Below are 16,778 nucleotides of genomic sequence, written 5' to 3' on the forward strand. Positions count from 1 at the left end.
GGCACGTTAAGCAAGGGGGGTCTTGCGATGATTTCACAATCCGACGCTGCCGGCCCATATGCCTTCGCCGCGCAGGAAGATCGTTGCGCGCCGCGCGTCAGGGTCTGCATCCCATCGATGCTGCGCCCTTCAGGGGCAAGCGCCTTTTCGGTCACCGTCACCAATCTCTCGATCTCGGGCTTCGCCTGCGAAACCTTCAATGGGTTGCGGCCGGGTACATTATGCTGGCTGACATTGCCGGGGTTGGGCAGCCAGCAGGCCGAGGTGGTCTGGGCGCAGGGCGCGAATATCGGCTGCGCCTTCGCCAACCTGCTCAATCAGGCGGTGCTCGACCTGATCCTGTCGCGCCATCGGTACTGAACGCTCAACGCGCAGTCGCGGCGACGATCGACTGCACGAACGTCATCCGTGCGGAGCCCAGCGCCAGATCGGTCGCTTTCGGCCAGGCGCTCGACATCGCGATCACCAGCTTGCGTGCCGGATCGACATAGATGAGCTGGCCGAAAATGCCCTGCGCCTGGAAACTGCCATTCGGGTTGGTCCACCATTGATAGCCATAGCCGAAACCGGGGCGGCCGGTTGACGCCTGGGCATGCGTCGCCGCGGCGAACCAGCCTTTCGGGACAACGCGCTTTCCACCTGCGATGCCATCTGCCAGCACGAATGCGCCGATCCGCGCATAGTCGCGCAGCGAAACCGAAATGCAGCAGCCGCCGATATCCTGACCACCGGCATCGACCATCCAGAACAGATCGCGCTCCATGCCGAACGGACGCCAGATCTTCTCCTCGGCATATCGGGCGAGCGTCTTGCCCGTCGCCTTGCTGACGAGCACGCCGATCAGATTGGTCTCACCGGTCTTGTAAACCCATTTGCTGCCTGGCGCCGCTTCGCGCGGCAATGTGCGCAGATAGGCGATGGTCGCATCCTCGCCCGGCCCGGGCGGCACCTTGTACATTGATGCTACGTCCGAATTGGGATCGGTATAGTCCTCGTTCCACCGCACACCGGAGGTCATCGTCAATATCTGGCGTACCGTGACGCCGTCATAGCCACTTCCCGCCAGTTCGGGGATATAGCGCGTCACCGGATCATCGATCGACTTGATAAAGCCATCCTGCACCGCCGCACCAACCAGCGTGGAGGTCAGCGACTTGGCGACCGAGAAGCTGGTATAACGGCCGTCGCGAGAATGCCCTCGCGTATAACGTTCCAGCCGCACCTTGCCGTCCTGAACCACGATCAGCCCCGCGACATTGTTCGCCGCCATATAGGCGCCGGCTGGATCGCCAGGCCCCAGGTCGAGTGGCTTGCCATCGGGCAGGGGATAGGGCTTGCGCGAATGCCCGGCGACGTCGCCGGGAAACTGCGTCTCCATATGCGGGAAACGCGCATCCCGCTCGGCCTGATTCCAGAACAGTATCTCGGCGCCCGCTTGCCGCAACCGATCGGCATTCGCGGCCGTCACCTTCACCGGCGCTTCCGCGCGCGACGCGTCGCCGCCAAGCAGCGCCAGCAACAGCGCCGCCCCAAAGCCCATCCTCATGCCTTCCCCCTCTTCCTTTATCGCGCCTTGACCAGCGTGACTTGTGCGACGTCGATCCCGCCCCCGCGGAACCCACCTTCGCAATACATGAGATAATATCTCCACAATCCAATGAATTCATTATCAAAATTGTCAGACAATCGACCCGCACTCACGGCGGCATCGAAACCCTCGCGCCAGCGGCGCAGCGTCTCTGCATAATGAAGGCCGAAGCCGCTGCGGTCGCGCCATTCAAAACCTGTCCGCTCGGCGATCGCACGGAAAATCCGTTCGGACAGCAGCAGTCCGCCTGGAAAAACATAGCGCTGGATGAAATCGACGCCGTTCGCATAGGCATCGAAAATCTCGTCGGCGATCGCGATATACTGAATCGCGGCCCGGCCGCCCGGCTTGAGCAGACGGTGGATCGCCGCGAGATAATCGTCCCAATATTCGCGCCCAACCGCCTCCACCATCTCGACACTCGCCACGCCGTCATAGCGGCCCAACGCATCGCGATAGTCGACCAGTTCGAAACGCGCCTGTCCTGCCAGCCCGGCATCGGCGATCCTTATCTCGGCAAAGTGCTTCTGACTGGGTGACAGGGTGATGCTCGTCACATCCAGGGCATGGTCGCGCGCCGCGACTTCGGCGAGCCCGCCCCAGCCCGATCCGATCTCGAACAATGTTTCGCCCGGCTTCAAGTCAAGGCGCGCCAGCATAGCCTCGATCTTGCGGGTCTGGGCGCTTTCGAGCGGTTCATCGGCATCAATCGGCTCGGCGAAGATCGCGCTCGAATATGTCATCGTAGGATCGAGCCATAAACGATAGAAATCATTACCGAGATCATAGTGAAACTCGATATTGCGGCGCGCGCCTCGGCGATGGTTTCGTCGCAGCATATGACCGATCCGTTTGGCCAGACGGGAAAGGCCACGCGCACGGCCCACTTCACCCAGCGGCACGCGATTGCGCATGAACAGATCGAACAACGGCACCGGATCGGGGCTGTTCCACTCGCCGCGACGCCAGGCTTCGTACCAGCCGACGGAGCCCGAACGCACCAGTCGCAGCAGCGCGCGCCAGCTCGTCAGGGAAACGATCGCGGTCGGCCCCGGCTGTCGTCCGCCCAATATCCTGCATGTGCCGTCTGGCAGCGACGCTTCGATCGCACCGGCCTCCAGCCCCTGGTCGATCCGATCGAGGATGCGGTGATAGAGCGGCGCGACCAATCGGTTCGCGGCCGTCCCCCCGGCATTACCGCCATTCCGTTCCGGCGCCCCATCCATTCGTCGCAGCATGAAGCCGATGGAGCGGCAATTCAATCGCCGAGCGCGCCGATGCGCCGCGCGAGAGTGTCAGCCGCGCATTTTCGCGGCTGCGGCCAGAGCACGCTCACGCCCCTCACGGTGCTCGACGATCTTCGCGGGATAGTCTTCAAGCGTTACTCCGGCCGACTCGGGATCATGGATCACGTCATCGTCCAGATGCCGCAATTGCGGCACCCATTCGCGGATATAGTCCCCTGCGTCGAACTTCGCCGATTGGACGAGCGGCGCCATGATCCGTCCGAACATGTTGGAATCGGTGCCGGTGCCGGCGACCCATTGCCAATTGACCGCGTTGTTGCCGAGATCGGCGTCGATCAGCGTATCCCAGAACCAGCGTTCGCCCCGGCGCCAGTCGATCAACAGATGCTTCACCAGGAAGGATGCCGTGATCATCCGCACGCGATTGTGCATCCAGCCGGTTTTCCAGAGCTGCCGCATACCGGCATCGACGATGGGATAACCCGTCTCACCTCTTGTCCAGGCCCGGAAATCGTCATCGGCCGCCCCGCCCGTCCGCCAGGCCAGACGATCGAAGGCGGGCCGGCCATTGCGCATCGCATAGTCGGGCGACGCCATGATCGTACCGGTCGCGAAATCGCGCCAGGCCAGTTCGCGCAGGAATTCGGCATGGCGCCCCAGGCGATGCCAGATTGTCGCCGGCGAGATTTCCCCGAAATGAAGATGCGGCGACAGGCGTGACGTGCCCTCGACCGCCGGCAAATCGCGACGCTGCGCATAATCCTCCGCCTCCGCGACGAAATCCGCGAGCGCCGCCTGTGCACCATCCTCGCCCGGCGCCCAATCGGCGAAGCCCCCCGCCCAATCGGGCGATGTGGGGCGCAGTGCCCAATCGGCCAGTTCCTCGCTTGTCGGCCAAGCATCAGGTGCGGCAATCGCCCCAGGCGCAGCCAGTGGAGCTGGCGGGGGCATATGAACCCTCAATGCCCCCCAAAAAGCCGAGAAAATCTTATAGCGCCCGCCCGAACCCGTCGAAATGCTGTCCGGTGGCGCGAGCTGATTGCCGTCATGCACGCAGAGTGCGAGTCGGTCGGCCAACTGGGCTTCCGCCGCCATCCACCAGGGTTCGTAATGCCGGATGGCGTGCACCCGTTCGACGCCGCTTTCGCGCGCCAGCCTGGCAACTTCCGCCACTGCCCTGCCGCGCCGCAGGATCAGCCGCGACCCCAGGCCACGCAGCGCGGTATCGAGCTTTCCGAGGCTTTGATGGAGCCACCAGCGCTGCGCGCCGCCGATCCGCCAGTCGCCCGGCCCGTCATCGTCGAGCACATAGACCGGGATGACCGGCCCTTCCGCCACGGCGGCGCATAGCGCCGCCTGATCCGATAAACGTAGATCTTGCCTGAACCAGACGATGCTCGTCATATGCCCCACCTGTCGCGCGATCGGTCCGGAAAAGCCGGCCGATACCCGGATATCGCGTCAGATGACGTGCGGTTCCTTCTCGACCTGCCAAGTCTGGCCCTTGCTGACCAGCTTCTGCAGGTCTGCGACCTTGCCCTTGGCGGCTTCGGCATTCTGAGCGACGACCGCCCGCTCGAAGGTCGGTCGGGGATGATCATAGATCACGCCCAGCGCCACCGGGAAGCCATGCTCGATCGTCATTTCGACGAGCATCTGCGCCAGCCCCTTGTTGGTCTGGTCATGGACGATGACGCCGGCGGCCTGCCAGTCGCCATCGACCACATCGACGACGCGCAGGCGCAGCGCCTCGCGGTCGAGCGTCAGCCCCTTGGCACTGCCCGCGAACAGCATCGGCTCGCCCTGCGTCAGCCAGATCTGGTTCGCCGGCGCATTCGCCTTGTCGGTGAAGCCCGCGAAGACATCGTCATTATAGACGATGCAGTTCTGGAAGATCTCGACAAAGCTCGCGCCCTTGTGGGCATGCGCCGCCTTCAGCACCTGGGGCAGGTTCTTGTGCGTATCGATGCCGCGCGCCACGAAACGCGCGCCCGATCCGATCGCGAAGCTGCACGGGCTCGCCGGCCGGTCGACCGATCCGAACGGCGTCGATGGGCTACGCGTGCCGACGCGGCTGGTGGGAGAATATTGGCCTTTTGTAAGGCCATAGATCTCGTTGTTGAAAAGCAGGATCTGGCAATCGAGATTGCGGCGCAGCAGGTGCATCGTATGATTGCCGCCGATCGACAGCGCATCGCCGTCGCCCGTGATGATCCACACGTCGAGTTCGGGGTTGGCCAGCTTCACGCCGGTCGCGATCGCTGGCGCGCGGCCGTGGATCGTGTGAAAGCCGTAGGTTTCCATATAATAGGGGAAGCGGCTGGAGCAGCCGATGCCGGAGATGAACACGGTGTTCTCCGGCCTCACACCCAGTTCGGGCATCGTCCGCTGCACCGCCTTCAGGATCGCATAGTCGCCGCAGCCCGGGCACCAGCGCACTTCCTGGTCGGTCTCGAAATCCTTGATGGTGAGCTTGGTCATCTCGTTCATGGTAGATCCTCTGTCGCCCGGCTCAGCCGAGCGCGCTTTCGATGGCCGCTTCGATCTCGGCGATGCGGAAGGGTTGGCCGGAGACCTTATTGAGCGGCCGTGCATCGACCAGATACTGGTCGCGCAGCACCGTCTTGAGCTGCCCCGTGTTCATTTCCGGCACCAGGATCTTCTCATAACTCTTTAGAAGATCACCAAGATTTTTCGGCAACGGCCAGATGTGTCGAATATGGATATGATGCACGTCATGCCCGCGCGCGCGCATGCGGCGAACGGCCTGGTGAATGGGGCCGAAGGTCGATCCCCAGCCGACGATCGCCAGCTTGCCACCCGCTTCGCCCAGCGTCACATCCTGATCCGGAATATGATCGGCAATCCCCAGAACCTTGTTCTGGCGGATATCGGTCATCGCCTGATGGTTGGCGGCCTCGTAATTGATATGGCCGGTGTCGATCTGCTTCTCGATGCCGCCGATCCGATGCATCATGCCGGGCGTGCCGGGCTTGATCCAGGGGCGCTTGAGCTTCTCGTCGCGGCTATAGGGCAGCAGCTTGCCGTCGGGCGCCTCGTCCTGGAAGGCGACGGGGAACGGTTCGTAACCGCTCATGTCGGGCACTTTCCATGGCTCGGCGGCATTGGCGATATAGCCGTCGGTCAGCAGCATCACCGGCGTCATGAACTGGGTCGACAGCCGCACCGCCTCGATCGCGCAATCGAACGCGTCGGCGGGGCTGCGTGCCGCGATCACCGGCATCGGCGCATCGCCGTTACGGCCATAGACCGCCTGATAGAGATCCGACTGCTCGGTCTTTGTCGGCAGGCCCGTCGAGGGGCCGCCACGCTGCGAATTGACGATGACCAGCGGCAGCTCGGTCATGATCGCCAAGCCGATCGCCTCGGTCTTGAGCGCGATTCCCGGCCCCGACGAAGATGTGACCCCCAACGAACCGGCATAGGACGCGCCAATCGCGCTCGCGATCGCGGCGATCTCGTCCTCCGCCTGGAAGGTGGTGACGTCATATTCCTTCAGCCGCGACAGGTGGTGCAGGATCGCGGAGGCCGGCGTGATCGGATAGCCGCCGAAGAACATCGGCAGCCCGGCAAGCTGCGCGCCGGCGACCAGCCCGAGCGAAATAGATTCCGCGCCCGTCACCGTACGGTACAGCCCCGGTGCGGCAGGGGCTGGCGCGATGAAATGCTGCTGCATCGGGCCGGAAAGCTCGGCGGTCTCGCCATAGGCATGGCCAGCATTGAGCGCGGCGATGTTCGCCTCCGCCAGCGTCGGCGCCTTGGCGAACTTGGAATTGAGCCAGTCGACGATCGGCTTGCGATCGCGGCCGAACATCCACAGCGCCAGCCCCAGCGTCCACATATTCTTGCAGCGCAGCGCTTCCTTGTTGCCGAGCCCGAACGGCTTCACGGCTTCCAGTGTCAGTTGCGAGATATTGAGCTTCATCACCTGCCAGCGGGCAAGGCTCTCGTCCTCGAGCGGATTGACCTCGTAATTGGCCTTGGCAAGGTTGCGCGCGCCGAACTCGCCCTCATCGGCGATGATCAGCCCGCCGTCCTTCAATTGCCCGACATTGGTCTTGAGCGCTGCCGGGTTCATCGCGATCAGCACGTCTGGCGCATCGCCCGCGGTCTCGACCTCGGTCGATCCGAAGTTGATCTGGAACGCCGAAACGCCGAACAGCGTGCCCTGCGGCGCGCGGATCTCGGCAGGAAAATCGGGAAAAGTCGCCAGGTCGTTCCCGGCGAGCGCGGTGGAAAGCGTGAACTGACCACCGGTCAGCTGCATCCCGTCTCCACTATCGCCTGCGAAACGTACCACGACAGCTTCGGGTACTGGATGAGAGGCGGCCTCACGCGGGGTCACCTCATGTGCGGCGGATGCCATATCTGCGAACGTCCTGCTTGTTTTTCTTGAGCTTCGATCGGCAGTCTAGGCCGCTCGAAGCATTGTCGCAAAGTAGAAATAATGGCGGGGCCGGCAATCAGGACTTCGCGACAGGGACTCCGCGACGATCCGATCACGTTCGGGAGAGCATCGCCGACATGACGATCATCGTTTGCGCATGACGGCGCGCGATCGCCATCCGGTCCGCGCCATAGCCGCCGCCCAGCGCGCTGGCGAGCGGAATGCCCCGCTTCCGCGCCAGTTCGGCCACGAAGCGGTCGCGCGCCGCCAGCCCGGCATCGCTCAGCGCCAGTCGCCCCAGCCGGTCCTCCGCATGCGGATCGACGCCCGCCTGATAGAGAATGATATCGGGCGCGAAATCCGCGACCAAAGGTGGCAGATGGTGCGACAGGGCATCGAGATAGGCGGCGTCGCCGGTGCCGTCGGGCAAGGCGATGTCGAGCGTGGATCTCGCCTTGCGCACCGGGAAATTCTTTTCGGCATGAATGGAAAATGTCATGAATTCAGGGTTCTTGGCCAGGAGTGACGCCGTGCCGTCACCCTGATGGACGTCGCAATCGACGATCATGATCCGTCGCGCATCGCCATCGGCCACCAGCCGGTTCGCGGCGACCGCCAGATCGTTGAAAACGCAATAGCCCGCGCCGGTATCGTACAACGCGTGATGGCTGCCGCCCGCCGCATTCGCGGCATAGCCATGGACGAGCGCCAGCCGCGCCGCGGCCCAGGTTCCCCCCGGCGTCGTCCGCGCGCGCCGCGCCACCCGTTCGGTCACCGGAAAGCCGATCCGCCGCGCCTTGGCGGCCGGCACGCGCAGTTCGGCCACTTCCGCCACATAGTCGGGATCATGGACGTCGGCGATCCGCGCCAGCGGCATCGGTTCCGGGCGATGAACCCGATAAGCGACGCCGCTTTCGGCGAGCGCATCCATCACCAGCCCATATTTGTCCCAGGGGAATTGCCCGCCCGGCGTCGCCGGCGTCACATAATCGGGGTGATGGACGACATGGAGCACAGTGCCTAACTACAGCAAGCTGCGCGAAAAAGGAGAGCCGCTTTGTCCGATGCCACCGACACCCCCTTTGTCCGCCCGGATACGCGTGCATTCCTAGACATGCTCAACAATTTCCCCGGCCCCAAGACGCACGAACTGCCGCCTGAAGCGGCACGCGAGATGACCCGCGCGATGCGCGACCTTACCGACGTCGCCGTCGGCGAACTCGCATTGATCCGTGATCTCGAAATTCCGGGCCCTGGCGGGACCATCCCCGCGCGCCTCTACGACGCGAGGGACAGTCGCGCGCCGGGACCGATGCTACTCTACTTCCATGGTGGCGGCTTCGTCATAGGAGACCTTCACACCCACGAACCCTTTTGCGCCGAGGCTGCGCGCCTGCTCGACATGCCGGTGATCGCGGTCGATTATCGGCTGGCACCCGAGAACCCATGGCCAGCCGCCCCCGACGATTGCGAGGCGGCGGCGCGCTGGGTGGCGGGCAATCCCGGCCAACTGGGTCGCGTCGCGACCGGGCTCGTCCTGGCGGGCGACAGCGCGGGCGGCAACCTGACCATCGTGACAACGATGGCGTTGCGCGATGTGCCGGCCGCCATTCCCGTGCTCGCGCAATTCCCGATCTATCCCGTCGTCGATCAGGTCGCGAAATACGAATCGTTCGGCCAGTTCGGCGAAGGTTTTCTGCTGACCAAGGACAGTATGGCATGGTTTACCGGCGCCTATGCCGCCACGGCCGGTCATGCCCGCACCGACCCCTTGCTCCACAGTCAGGCCGGCATGCCGGCGACATTGGTGCTCACCGCCAGCCTCGACCCGCTGCGCGACCAGGGCCGCGCCTATGCCGGCGCGCTCGCTGCCGCCGGCGTCGCGGTCTCGTTCCGCGAGGCACTTGGCAACATCCATGGCTTCGTCAACCTGACGAAGGCGATCCCCTCGACCAAGGGAGATATAGCCGGCGCACTCGCAGTGCTGAAGGACATTGTCGTCGAGGCCGAGGCCCAGCGCGTGATGGCGCAGGCGGCGGGGTGACGCCCGGATTCATGACCTCTTCAACCCTGAACGTTCCAGCGAGAGAATATTGATGGCCGAAACCATGAAGACCATCGACCCGGCATCCCTGCCCTATCGCTCCTGCGCAGGGGTCATGCTTGTCAATCGCACGGGCAAGGTGTTCGTGGGTCAGAGGATCGATAATGCGCTGGAGGCCTGGCAGATGCCTCAAGGCGGGATCGATGAGGGAGAGGAAGCAGAGGCAGCCGCGATCCGCGAGGTCGGCGAAGAAACCGGCGTCGCACCGCACCTGATCGAAGTGCTCGCGCGCTCCTCGGAAGATCTGTTCTACGATCTCCCGGCGGATTTGATCGGCAAGGTATGGAAGGGTCGCTACCGTGGACAGCGCCAGACCTGGTTCCTGATGCGTTTTCTGGGTGAGGACGGCGACGTCAGGATCGAAACCGAGCATCCCGAATTCCGCGCCTGGAAATGGGCTGATCCCGCCGATCTTCCCGCAATGATCGTGCCGTTCAAGCGAACGCTCTACGAAGCGGTCCTGCGGGAATTCGCACCGCACCTCCGTCCGACCTAAGCCGCACATTCCGCCCCTTTAGGAACCGTTGTGATCGGCCGGCGGTTATGTCATCCGATCAACCCACTTCGCAATTTTCGAAAGACGGTATCATCGCCGACCTCAACGAAGCCCGACGCGATGCGCTCTTCGCCGAATATGGAGTTCTGGATACCCAGCCCGAGTCTGCCTTCGACGATATCGTCCAGTTCGCGGGCGCCTTGTGCGGAACCCCCATCTCACTGATCAGCCTGGTCGAACGGGATCGGCAATGGTTCAAGGCCCGGACGGGCCTCGATGCCGAACAGACATCGCGAGAAGTGTCGTTCTGCAAGCATGCCATGCTCGGTCCCGATATCATGGTGATCCCCGATGCGACGCTGGATCCACGCTTCGCGCGGAATCCCCTCGTCACTGGCGCCCCGCATATCCGCTTCTATGCCGGCGCCCCGCTGACATCGCCCGAAGGTATCCCGCTCGGTTCGCTGTGCGTGATCGACTCCGCCCCGCGCGACGGTCTCACGCCGCTTCAAACGCAGGGCCTCACCGTCCTCGCCGCGCAGGTGATGAACCTGCTGGAAGCGCGGCGGCATCTGCATGCCATGGAGCGCTACGACGCGATCCTCGCGGAGAATGTCGAGAAATTCCGCATCCTCGCAGACACGATGCCCCAGATGGTATGGTCCACCCTGCCCGACGGCTATCACGATTATTACAACAGGCGCTGGTACAATTTCACCGGCATGCCCGAGGGATCAACAGACGGCGAGGCCTGGAACGGCATGTTCCATCCGGACGACCAGGGACGCGCATGGGAACGCTGGCGCCATTCGCTGGCGACGGGCGAACCTTATGAGATCGAATATCGGCTGCGCCACCATAGCGGCGAATATCGCTGGACGCTGGGGCGCGCACTGCCGATGCGCGACCCGAGCGGCCGGATCACGCGCTGGTTCGGCACCTGTACCGATATCCACGACCATAAAAGAACGCTGGAAGAGCGTGAGCTCGTCGCCCACGAACTAAGCCACCGGATCAAGAACATCTTCGCGGTCATTGCCGGGCTGATCGCGCTATCCGCGCGCAGCAGGCCGGAGATCAAGCCGATCGCGGAGGATCTGCGCAACCGCGTGATGGCGCTGGGCCGCGCGCATGATTTCGTGCGGCCGCACAGCGACGCCTCGCGCTCGGATCTCGGCCAGGCCAGCCTGCGCGGCATGCTGGGCCAGCTCTTCGCGCCTTATGGCGGATCCGAAGGCCGCGTCGTCATCGCCGGTGACGACACCGATATCGACGATCGCGCGGCGACGCCGCTTGCCCTACTCTTCCACGAACTGGCGACCAATGCCGCAAAATATGGCGGCCTTTCGACAAGCGAGGGCAGCATCCGGGTCGAGATCTCCGCCGACGACACGCATTGTACGATCCACTGGCAGGAAAATGGCGGCCCGCCCGTGACCCAGCCGCCCCAGCTCAACGGTTTCGGCTCCCGGCTCGTCCAGCTCAGCGTGGTGACGCAGCTCAAGGGCGAGATCGACAAACGCTGGCAGCCGCATGGGCTGGACGCGCGGATCAGCATCCCTCTGGAGTCCTTGCACAGGTAGCTGAAGCGCTTATCTTGCAATCATTACCGGCCAGTGATATCGGCCACTGCAATATTCGAAGGAAAGACTCGTGACGGATGTAGAATTGAACATGGAAGCGATCGACACGACGGCAGCAGCCGGCGTCGAAACGCTAGATATGATCCTGATCTGACCCGTCTCTTGTTTACAGGAGGCGCTGGCCTCCCCTTGCGTTGCAAGACTCTGGATGGCCATCGCCCTCCGGGGTTTTTTATTGCGCGCGGGCTCTGCTTGCGCCGATCTTGCCAAGGAGCGGAGCGATGACGCTTTTGCTGACGATCAGTGCTGGCTTGAACGCGTGCGATCTGGCGTCGCGCGCCGAAGCCGCATGGCATTTCGCAACCTGATTTTCCGGGCCGTTTCCGCCCGGGTCCGCTGAAGGACATCCGGGCACCGAGTTCTCAAAAGGCTCGCCGGGTTCCGCCCGGCGGGCCTTTTGCTTTCCGGGAATGCCATCCGGGCACCCCAACATCGAATTGGCGCGCCAATGCCAATGGCCGTTCGGCCCGGTCCGGCCAGCCGGGTTCGAACGGCGTCCTAAAGTGAGTGAAGACGATGACGAACAAGATCCATGTGAATGTCGGCACGATCGGCCATGTCGATCACGGCAAGACCACACTGACCTCCGCGATCACGCGGGTTCAGGCGGCGCGGCTGGGCGGCAATGCCCTGTCGTTCGACCAGATCGACAAGGCGCCCGAAGAAAAGGCCCGCGGCATCACCATCAACACCAGCCATGTCGAATATGAGTCGGAGAACCGGCACTATGCGCACATCGACTGCCCCGGACATGCCGATTACGTGAAGAACATGATCACCGGCGCCTCGCAGATGGATGGCGCGATCCTGCTGGTCGACGCCACCAAGGGCGCGGCGAAGCAGACGATCGAGCACATCCTGCTCGCGCGGCAGGTGAATGTCCGCCACATCGTCGTGTTCGTGAACAAGATGGACATGATCGCCGCAGGCGACCGTGCCGACATGATGGCGCTGATCCAGCTCGAGACCAGCGAGTTGCTGGCCTCGCAGGGCTATGAGGACGCCGTTCATCTTCGGCAGCGCGCTGCGCGCGACCGAAGCCGTGGAGCGCGGTGAAGCCGATGGGTCGGACGCGGCCGCGATCGTCGAACTGGTGCGGGCACTGGATGCGCATATCCCGGATCCGATCCGGGACTATGACGGCCCGTTCCTGATGCCGATCGAGGGCGTGCACACCATTCCCGGCAGGGGCACCGTGGTGTCCGGCCGGGTCGAGCGCGGCACGCTCCGGATCGGGGACAGCGTGGAGATCGTCGGCCTCGACATTGGCGGCGCGGAGGTGATCGTGACCGGCACCCAGGCGTTCCGGAAGGATATCCCGGAGGCACGGGCTGGCATGAATGTCGGGCTGCTGTTGCGCGGCCTGAAGCGCGACGACGTCGATCGCGGCCAGGTGCTGAGCGCTCCCGGCGCGATCCGGGCCCGCACGACCGGCCGGGCGCAGATCTTCGTCCTGACCGGCGAGGAAGGCGGCCGCCACACGCCGTTTGCGAGCGGATACCGCCCGCAATTCTTCTTCGGCGTGACCGATGTGACCGGCGTGGTCGATATCGATGGCGACGCTTCGGTGTCGCCGGGCGATCAGGCAGAGATCGGCTTCACGCTGAACAAGCCGGTTGGGATCGAGCCGGGCGTGCGCTTCGCGATCCGTGAAGGCGGCAAGACCGTCGGCGCAGGGGTCGTGACCCGGGTCGATGCCTGAAAGCGCGAGCCGCAGATAAACTCCCGGCCCCGGGATACTACCCCGGGGCCGGGCTTTTTACGCGACCATTTACTGCCTCAGAAACGAACGATGGCGCGCCGCGCCTCAATTGAGCTGGAACAGCTTCAATTCGCGCGGGGGCGCAACATCGTCCTTGGCGTCGTTCGCGGTCAGGAACGCGACGGTGGCGGAGATCGATTCATCGGAGAAGGGCTTGCACATCACGCCCATCGTTCCCTCGATACCTTCGCCCAGTTGCGATGGGTTGGCGGTCACGAAGATCACCTTGACGCCATGTTCCATCGCCAGCGCACGGCCGATCGACGGCCCGGTCTGCCCGTCGCGCAGATTGACGTCGACCAGCGCGAAGTCGACATCCTCGGCCATGCGCAGCGCAGAAGCGCGATCGGCGGCTATTCCGACGACGTCGATTCCAATTTCCATCAGGGCGCTTTCAAGGTCCAGCGCCACCAGGATTTCGTCTTCGACAATGAGGGCTCTGACAGTCATCTTGATCTATGTTTAGTTGATCCTTTCGCCGCATAATGCGCGAGCGCCGCATTGGTTTCCTCAGTTTTGCGTTTTTGTGACCAAAGGTGTCGGATTTCGAAACCGATTTTCAGGATAGTTCGATTTTCACCGCGTCAAATGCCGAGCCACCTCATCGACGGCGCCTGGCTCCGCTACGGTGAGCGAGATCGTAGCTGAAGCCGCCAGCGGGCGCGGCCCTGCAATCGACTCTTCCCGAGTCCCGTCAATGCCTCTCCGGCGCTGCCATCTGTCTATGGATGCAACCGCGAGCGGCACCGGAAGCGCCGTGACAATGACCGCCACCGAGATCTGCAGCGTCGCGACGGGCACGATCGCCTGATAGGTGCCCGCCATTTCCTCGCTCATCAGGCCTGAAGTGGTGGCGGCCCCTGCGACGGCACCGATTGCGGCCGGCGTCGTCACCGCATTGCCGGCGGTGGTGATCAATGCAGCAGCCGAGACTATGGGTCAGCGGCACGCACCCGTCGACATTGGGATAACCGCCCATGATCGCCGGATCGTCGAAATGGCGAACAACTTTCTTCACCACGGTGGCGGAACAATTCACGGTGCTGATGACCGCGATGTAGTTACGCGTCGCCACCCGGCCATCGGCACGCCTTATGCCCTTGATGGTCGATAGGCGTGGATCGCTTCGACATCCTTCTTCGAAAGGATATCGGAGAAGGATGCCATGCCGGCATAAGAATACGCGCCCTCAAGGACGATCGAGTTGAATGCTTCGTGCGTTCCGGGCGTCAGTGTGCGCCGCAAGACCGGCTACCTCCAGTGCGCGACGCTTCCACCCCGGCCATTCAGACACTAGAAGCGCAGGATGACCCGCCTGTCTCCAGCCGAATCCGCCATCGTCGAAACCGCCAGGGCCGCCCCCATGCTCGACCAGGTCGAGCGCTGGGCGACGGTGAACAGCGGATCGCGCAATCTGGCGGGGCTGGAGATGACGGCGGGCCTGCTTGCCGACGCCTTCTCGGCGCTGCCTGGCGACATCGCGCTGATCGCGCCCGATATGGTCGAGACGGTCGCTGCCGACGGCAGTGTCAGCGAGCCCGAGCATGGCCGGCATCTGCATCTGAGCGTCCGCCCCGATGCGCCCGTACGCCTGCTCTTTACGGGGCATATGGATACCGTCTTTCCCGTCGACCACACATTCCAGTCGCTGCGCTGGCTCGAACCCGGGATCCTCAACGGCCCCGGCGTCGCCGACATGAAGGGCGGCATCGCCGTCATGCTCGCCGCCCTCCGCGCCGTCGAGGCATCGTCCGCCGCCAGCCTTTTCGGTTATGACGTGCTAATCAACTCGGACGAGGAGATCGGTTCCGGTTCCTCGGCTGCGCTCATCGCGCGGCTCGCTCGGAACAAGGTCGCGGCCCTCACCTACGAGCCCGCCCTGCCCGACGGCACTTTGGCCGGCGCGCGCGCGGGCAGCGGCAATTTCTCGATCATCATCACCGGCCGCAGCGCGCATGCCGGCCGCAACCCGGAAGACGGGCGCAACGCGCTTGTCGCCGCCGCCGATCTCGCCGTCCGGCTCAAGGCCGCGCACGGGCCGGGCTTGAAGGTCAATCCTGCCAAAATCGATGGCGGCGGCCCCAACAATGTCGTGCCCGACCATGCGGTGCTCCGCGTCAATTTCCGTCCAGCCTCCCCCGCCGACGAAGCGCGTGCCCGCGCGCTGGTCGATACGCTGACCACCGCCATCACGGCCGAGCATGACGTCCATGTCCATGTCCATGGCGGTTTCAATCGACCGCCCAAGCCGCTCGATCCGGCCGCCGAGCGCCTGTTCGGGCTGGTCAGGCAGGCCGGTGCCGATCTCGGTATCGGCGTGACATGGAAAGCGACCGGCGGGGTGTGCGACGGCAACAATATCGCGGCCTGCGGCGTGCCCGTGGTCGATACGATGGGCGCGCGCGGCGGCGCCATCCATTCCTCCGACGAATTCCTGATCACCGACTCGCTGCCTGAGCGTGCGGCGCTCTCCGCGCTCACCATAATGCGGATTGCCGAAAGGGGGGCCGTTTGAGTTTCAGGATGCGCGCGGCGCGGGGGAAGGATCTCCAGGCGCTTTACGAAATGGCGAAGCTCACCGGTGGCGGATTCACCAACCTGCCCGCCGATCGGGCCTCGCTCGCGGCCAAGCTGAAGCGCTCCGAAGACGCGCTCGCCCGCGACGATGATGCCCTTGGCGACGACCTATTCGTGATGGTCCTCGAAAATGCCGAGACCGGCGAAGTGCGTGGCACCTGCCAGCTCTTCAGCCAGGTGGGACGAAAATGGCCCTTCTATTCCTATCGGATCGGAACGCTCACCCAGCATAGCCAGGAACTCGATCGCACCTTCCGCGCGGACATGCTCTCGCTCTCCACCGATCTGGAAGGGTGCAGCGAGGTCGGCGGACTGTTCCTTCACCCCGGCGAACGCGCTGGCGGGCTCGGCCTGCTGATCGCACGCAGCCGCTATCTGTTCATCCGCGCCCATCGCGCACGTTTCGCCGACCGGACGCTCGCCGAACTACGCGGCGTGATCGACGAAGCCGGCGGATCCCCGTTCTGGGACGGGCTCGCCGGCAAGTTCTTCGGCATGAACTTCCAGGAAGCCGACGCATTCAATGCGATCCACGGCAACCAGTTCATCGCCGATCTGATGCCCAAGCATCCGATCTACACCGCGATGCTTCCGGAAAATGCGCGCGCGGTGATCGGCGCGCCACACCCCAGCGGCCGTGCGGCGATGCGGATGCTCGAGAATGAAGGCTTCCGCTTCGAGAATTATATCGACATCTTCGACGGCGGCCCCACCATGACGGCGGAGACCGATCGTATCCGCAGCCTGGCCGATGCGCGCGATGATCGGATCGTCGCCATCGCCGAGGGGGAGACCAAGGCGCTGGTTGCGACGGGCAGACTCGCCGACTTCACCGCCTGCTATGCGCAGATCGACGAGCGCGACGGCGGCATCACCATCGATGCGCGTGCAGCGGAGCGACTGGGCGTCAACGTCGGAGACAATGTCAGCCACGTACCCAGATGGTGATGGTT

General features: G+C 63.9%; 15 protein-coding genes and 2 pseudogenes. 8 read left to right on the plus strand and 9 right to left on the minus strand.

Going from position 1 to position 16,778, the window contains the following annotated elements; all coding sequences use genetic code 11:
- The first annotated feature begins 27 nt into the window (after positions 1–27).
- Positions 28–360, plus strand: a complete 333-nt coding sequence (locus ACODTA_RS05325; RefSeq protein WP_489064759.1) for a PilZ domain-containing protein — start codon at positions 28–30, stop codon at positions 358–360.
- Between the two features lie 4 nt (positions 361–364).
- On the opposite strand, the gene ACODTA_RS05330 is transcribed toward ACODTA_RS05325, so the two are convergent.
- The 6 genes from ACODTA_RS05330 to ACODTA_RS05355 all read right to left on the minus strand — a co-directional run bounded on the left by ACODTA_RS05330 (position 365) and on the right by ACODTA_RS05355 (position 8,258).
- On the minus strand, positions 365–1,546 hold the full coding sequence (locus tag ACODTA_RS05330) for a serine hydrolase domain-containing protein (protein WP_489064760.1): 1,182 nt from the start codon (positions 1,544–1,546) through the stop codon (positions 365–367).
- A 17-nt stretch (positions 1,547–1,563) separates the two neighbouring features.
- Positions 1,564–2,814: a class I SAM-dependent methyltransferase gene (locus tag ACODTA_RS05335; RefSeq protein ID WP_489064761.1), complete on the minus strand. Its 1,251-nt coding sequence runs from the start codon at positions 2,812–2,814 to the stop codon at positions 1,564–1,566.
- Between the two features lie 69 nt (positions 2,815–2,883).
- Complete coding sequence (locus ACODTA_RS05340; protein WP_489064762.1) at positions 2,884–4,239, minus strand: cryptochrome/photolyase family protein; 1,356 nt, start codon at positions 4,237–4,239, stop codon at positions 2,884–2,886.
- Between the two features lie 57 nt (positions 4,240–4,296).
- A complete protein-coding gene (locus tag ACODTA_RS05345; RefSeq protein ID WP_489064763.1) occupies positions 4,297–5,325 on the minus strand; it encodes a 2-oxoacid:ferredoxin oxidoreductase subunit beta in 1,029 nt (342 codons plus the stop codon).
- Positions 5,326–5,347: 22 nt separating this feature from the next.
- Positions 5,348–7,222, minus strand: coding sequence for a 2-oxoacid:acceptor oxidoreductase subunit alpha (locus tag ACODTA_RS05350; protein ID WP_489064764.1), 1,875 nt, complete (start codon positions 7,220–7,222; stop codon positions 5,348–5,350).
- Between the two features lie 133 nt (positions 7,223–7,355).
- The gene (locus ACODTA_RS05355) at positions 7,356–8,258 is read right to left on the minus strand and encodes a histone deacetylase family protein (RefSeq protein WP_489064765.1); all 903 of its coding nucleotides are present in this window, start codon (positions 8,256–8,258) and stop codon (positions 7,356–7,358) included.
- A gap of 99 nt (positions 8,259–8,357) precedes the next feature.
- Here ACODTA_RS05355 and ACODTA_RS05360 point away from each other — a divergent pair, with 99 nt between their 5' ends.
- The 5 genes and pseudogenes from ACODTA_RS05360 to tuf all read left to right on the plus strand — a co-directional run bounded on the left by ACODTA_RS05360 (position 8,358) and on the right by tuf (position 13,188).
- On the plus strand, positions 8,358–9,287 hold the full coding sequence (locus ACODTA_RS05360; protein WP_489065391.1) for an alpha/beta hydrolase: 930 nt from the start codon (positions 8,358–8,360) through the stop codon (positions 9,285–9,287).
- A gap of 64 nt (positions 9,288–9,351) precedes the next feature.
- Positions 9,352–9,843 carry an RNA pyrophosphohydrolase gene (locus ACODTA_RS05365; RefSeq protein WP_489064766.1) on the plus strand — a complete coding sequence of 164 codons (492 nt, stop codon included), beginning with the start codon at positions 9,352–9,354 and terminating at the stop codon, positions 9,841–9,843.
- A 47-nt stretch (positions 9,844–9,890) separates the two neighbouring features.
- Positions 9,891–11,426, plus strand: coding sequence for a PAS domain-containing protein (locus ACODTA_RS05370; RefSeq protein ID WP_489064767.1), 1,536 nt, complete (start codon positions 9,891–9,893; stop codon positions 11,424–11,426).
- A 208-nt stretch (positions 11,427–11,634) separates the two neighbouring features.
- Positions 11,635–11,826, plus strand: a complete 192-nt coding sequence (locus tag ACODTA_RS05375) for a hypothetical protein (protein WP_489064768.1) — start codon at positions 11,635–11,637, stop codon at positions 11,824–11,826.
- Between the two features lie 176 nt (positions 11,827–12,002).
- A pseudogene (gene tuf / locus ACODTA_RS05380) lies at positions 12,003–13,188 on the plus strand (elongation factor Tu).
- Between the two features lie 105 nt (positions 13,189–13,293).
- Here tuf and ACODTA_RS05385 read toward each other — a convergent pair.
- The 3 genes and pseudogenes from ACODTA_RS05385 to ACODTA_RS05395 all read right to left on the minus strand — a co-directional run.
- Positions 13,294–13,698: a response regulator gene (locus tag ACODTA_RS05385; protein WP_489064770.1), complete on the minus strand. Its 405-nt coding sequence runs from the start codon at positions 13,696–13,698 to the stop codon at positions 13,294–13,296.
- 126 nt (positions 13,699–13,824) lie between these two features.
- A complete protein-coding gene (locus tag ACODTA_RS05390) occupies positions 13,825–14,166 on the minus strand; it encodes a 2-keto-3-deoxygluconate permease (protein ID WP_489064771.1) in 342 nt (113 codons plus the stop codon).
- 52 nt (positions 14,167–14,218) lie between these two features.
- Positions 14,219–14,323: pseudogene (locus ACODTA_RS05395) on the minus strand (UxaA family hydrolase); the annotation flags it as partial.
- Positions 14,324–14,554: 231 nt separating this feature from the next.
- On the opposite strand from ACODTA_RS05395, the gene ACODTA_RS05400 reads away from it, so the two are divergent.
- The gene (locus ACODTA_RS05400; RefSeq protein ID WP_489064772.1) at positions 14,555–15,763 is read left to right on the plus strand and encodes a hydrolase; all 1,209 of its coding nucleotides are present in this window, start codon (positions 14,555–14,557) and stop codon (positions 15,761–15,763) included.
- A complete protein-coding gene (locus ACODTA_RS05405) occupies positions 15,760–16,773 on the plus strand; it encodes an arginine N-succinyltransferase (protein WP_489064773.1) in 1,014 nt (337 codons plus the stop codon). Before ACODTA_RS05400 ends, ACODTA_RS05405 begins: the two co-directional genes overlap by 4 nt.
- Positions 16,774–16,778: the final 5 nt, after the last annotated feature.

It is taken from the genome of Sphingomonas sp. FG14, from assembly GCF_057809675.1.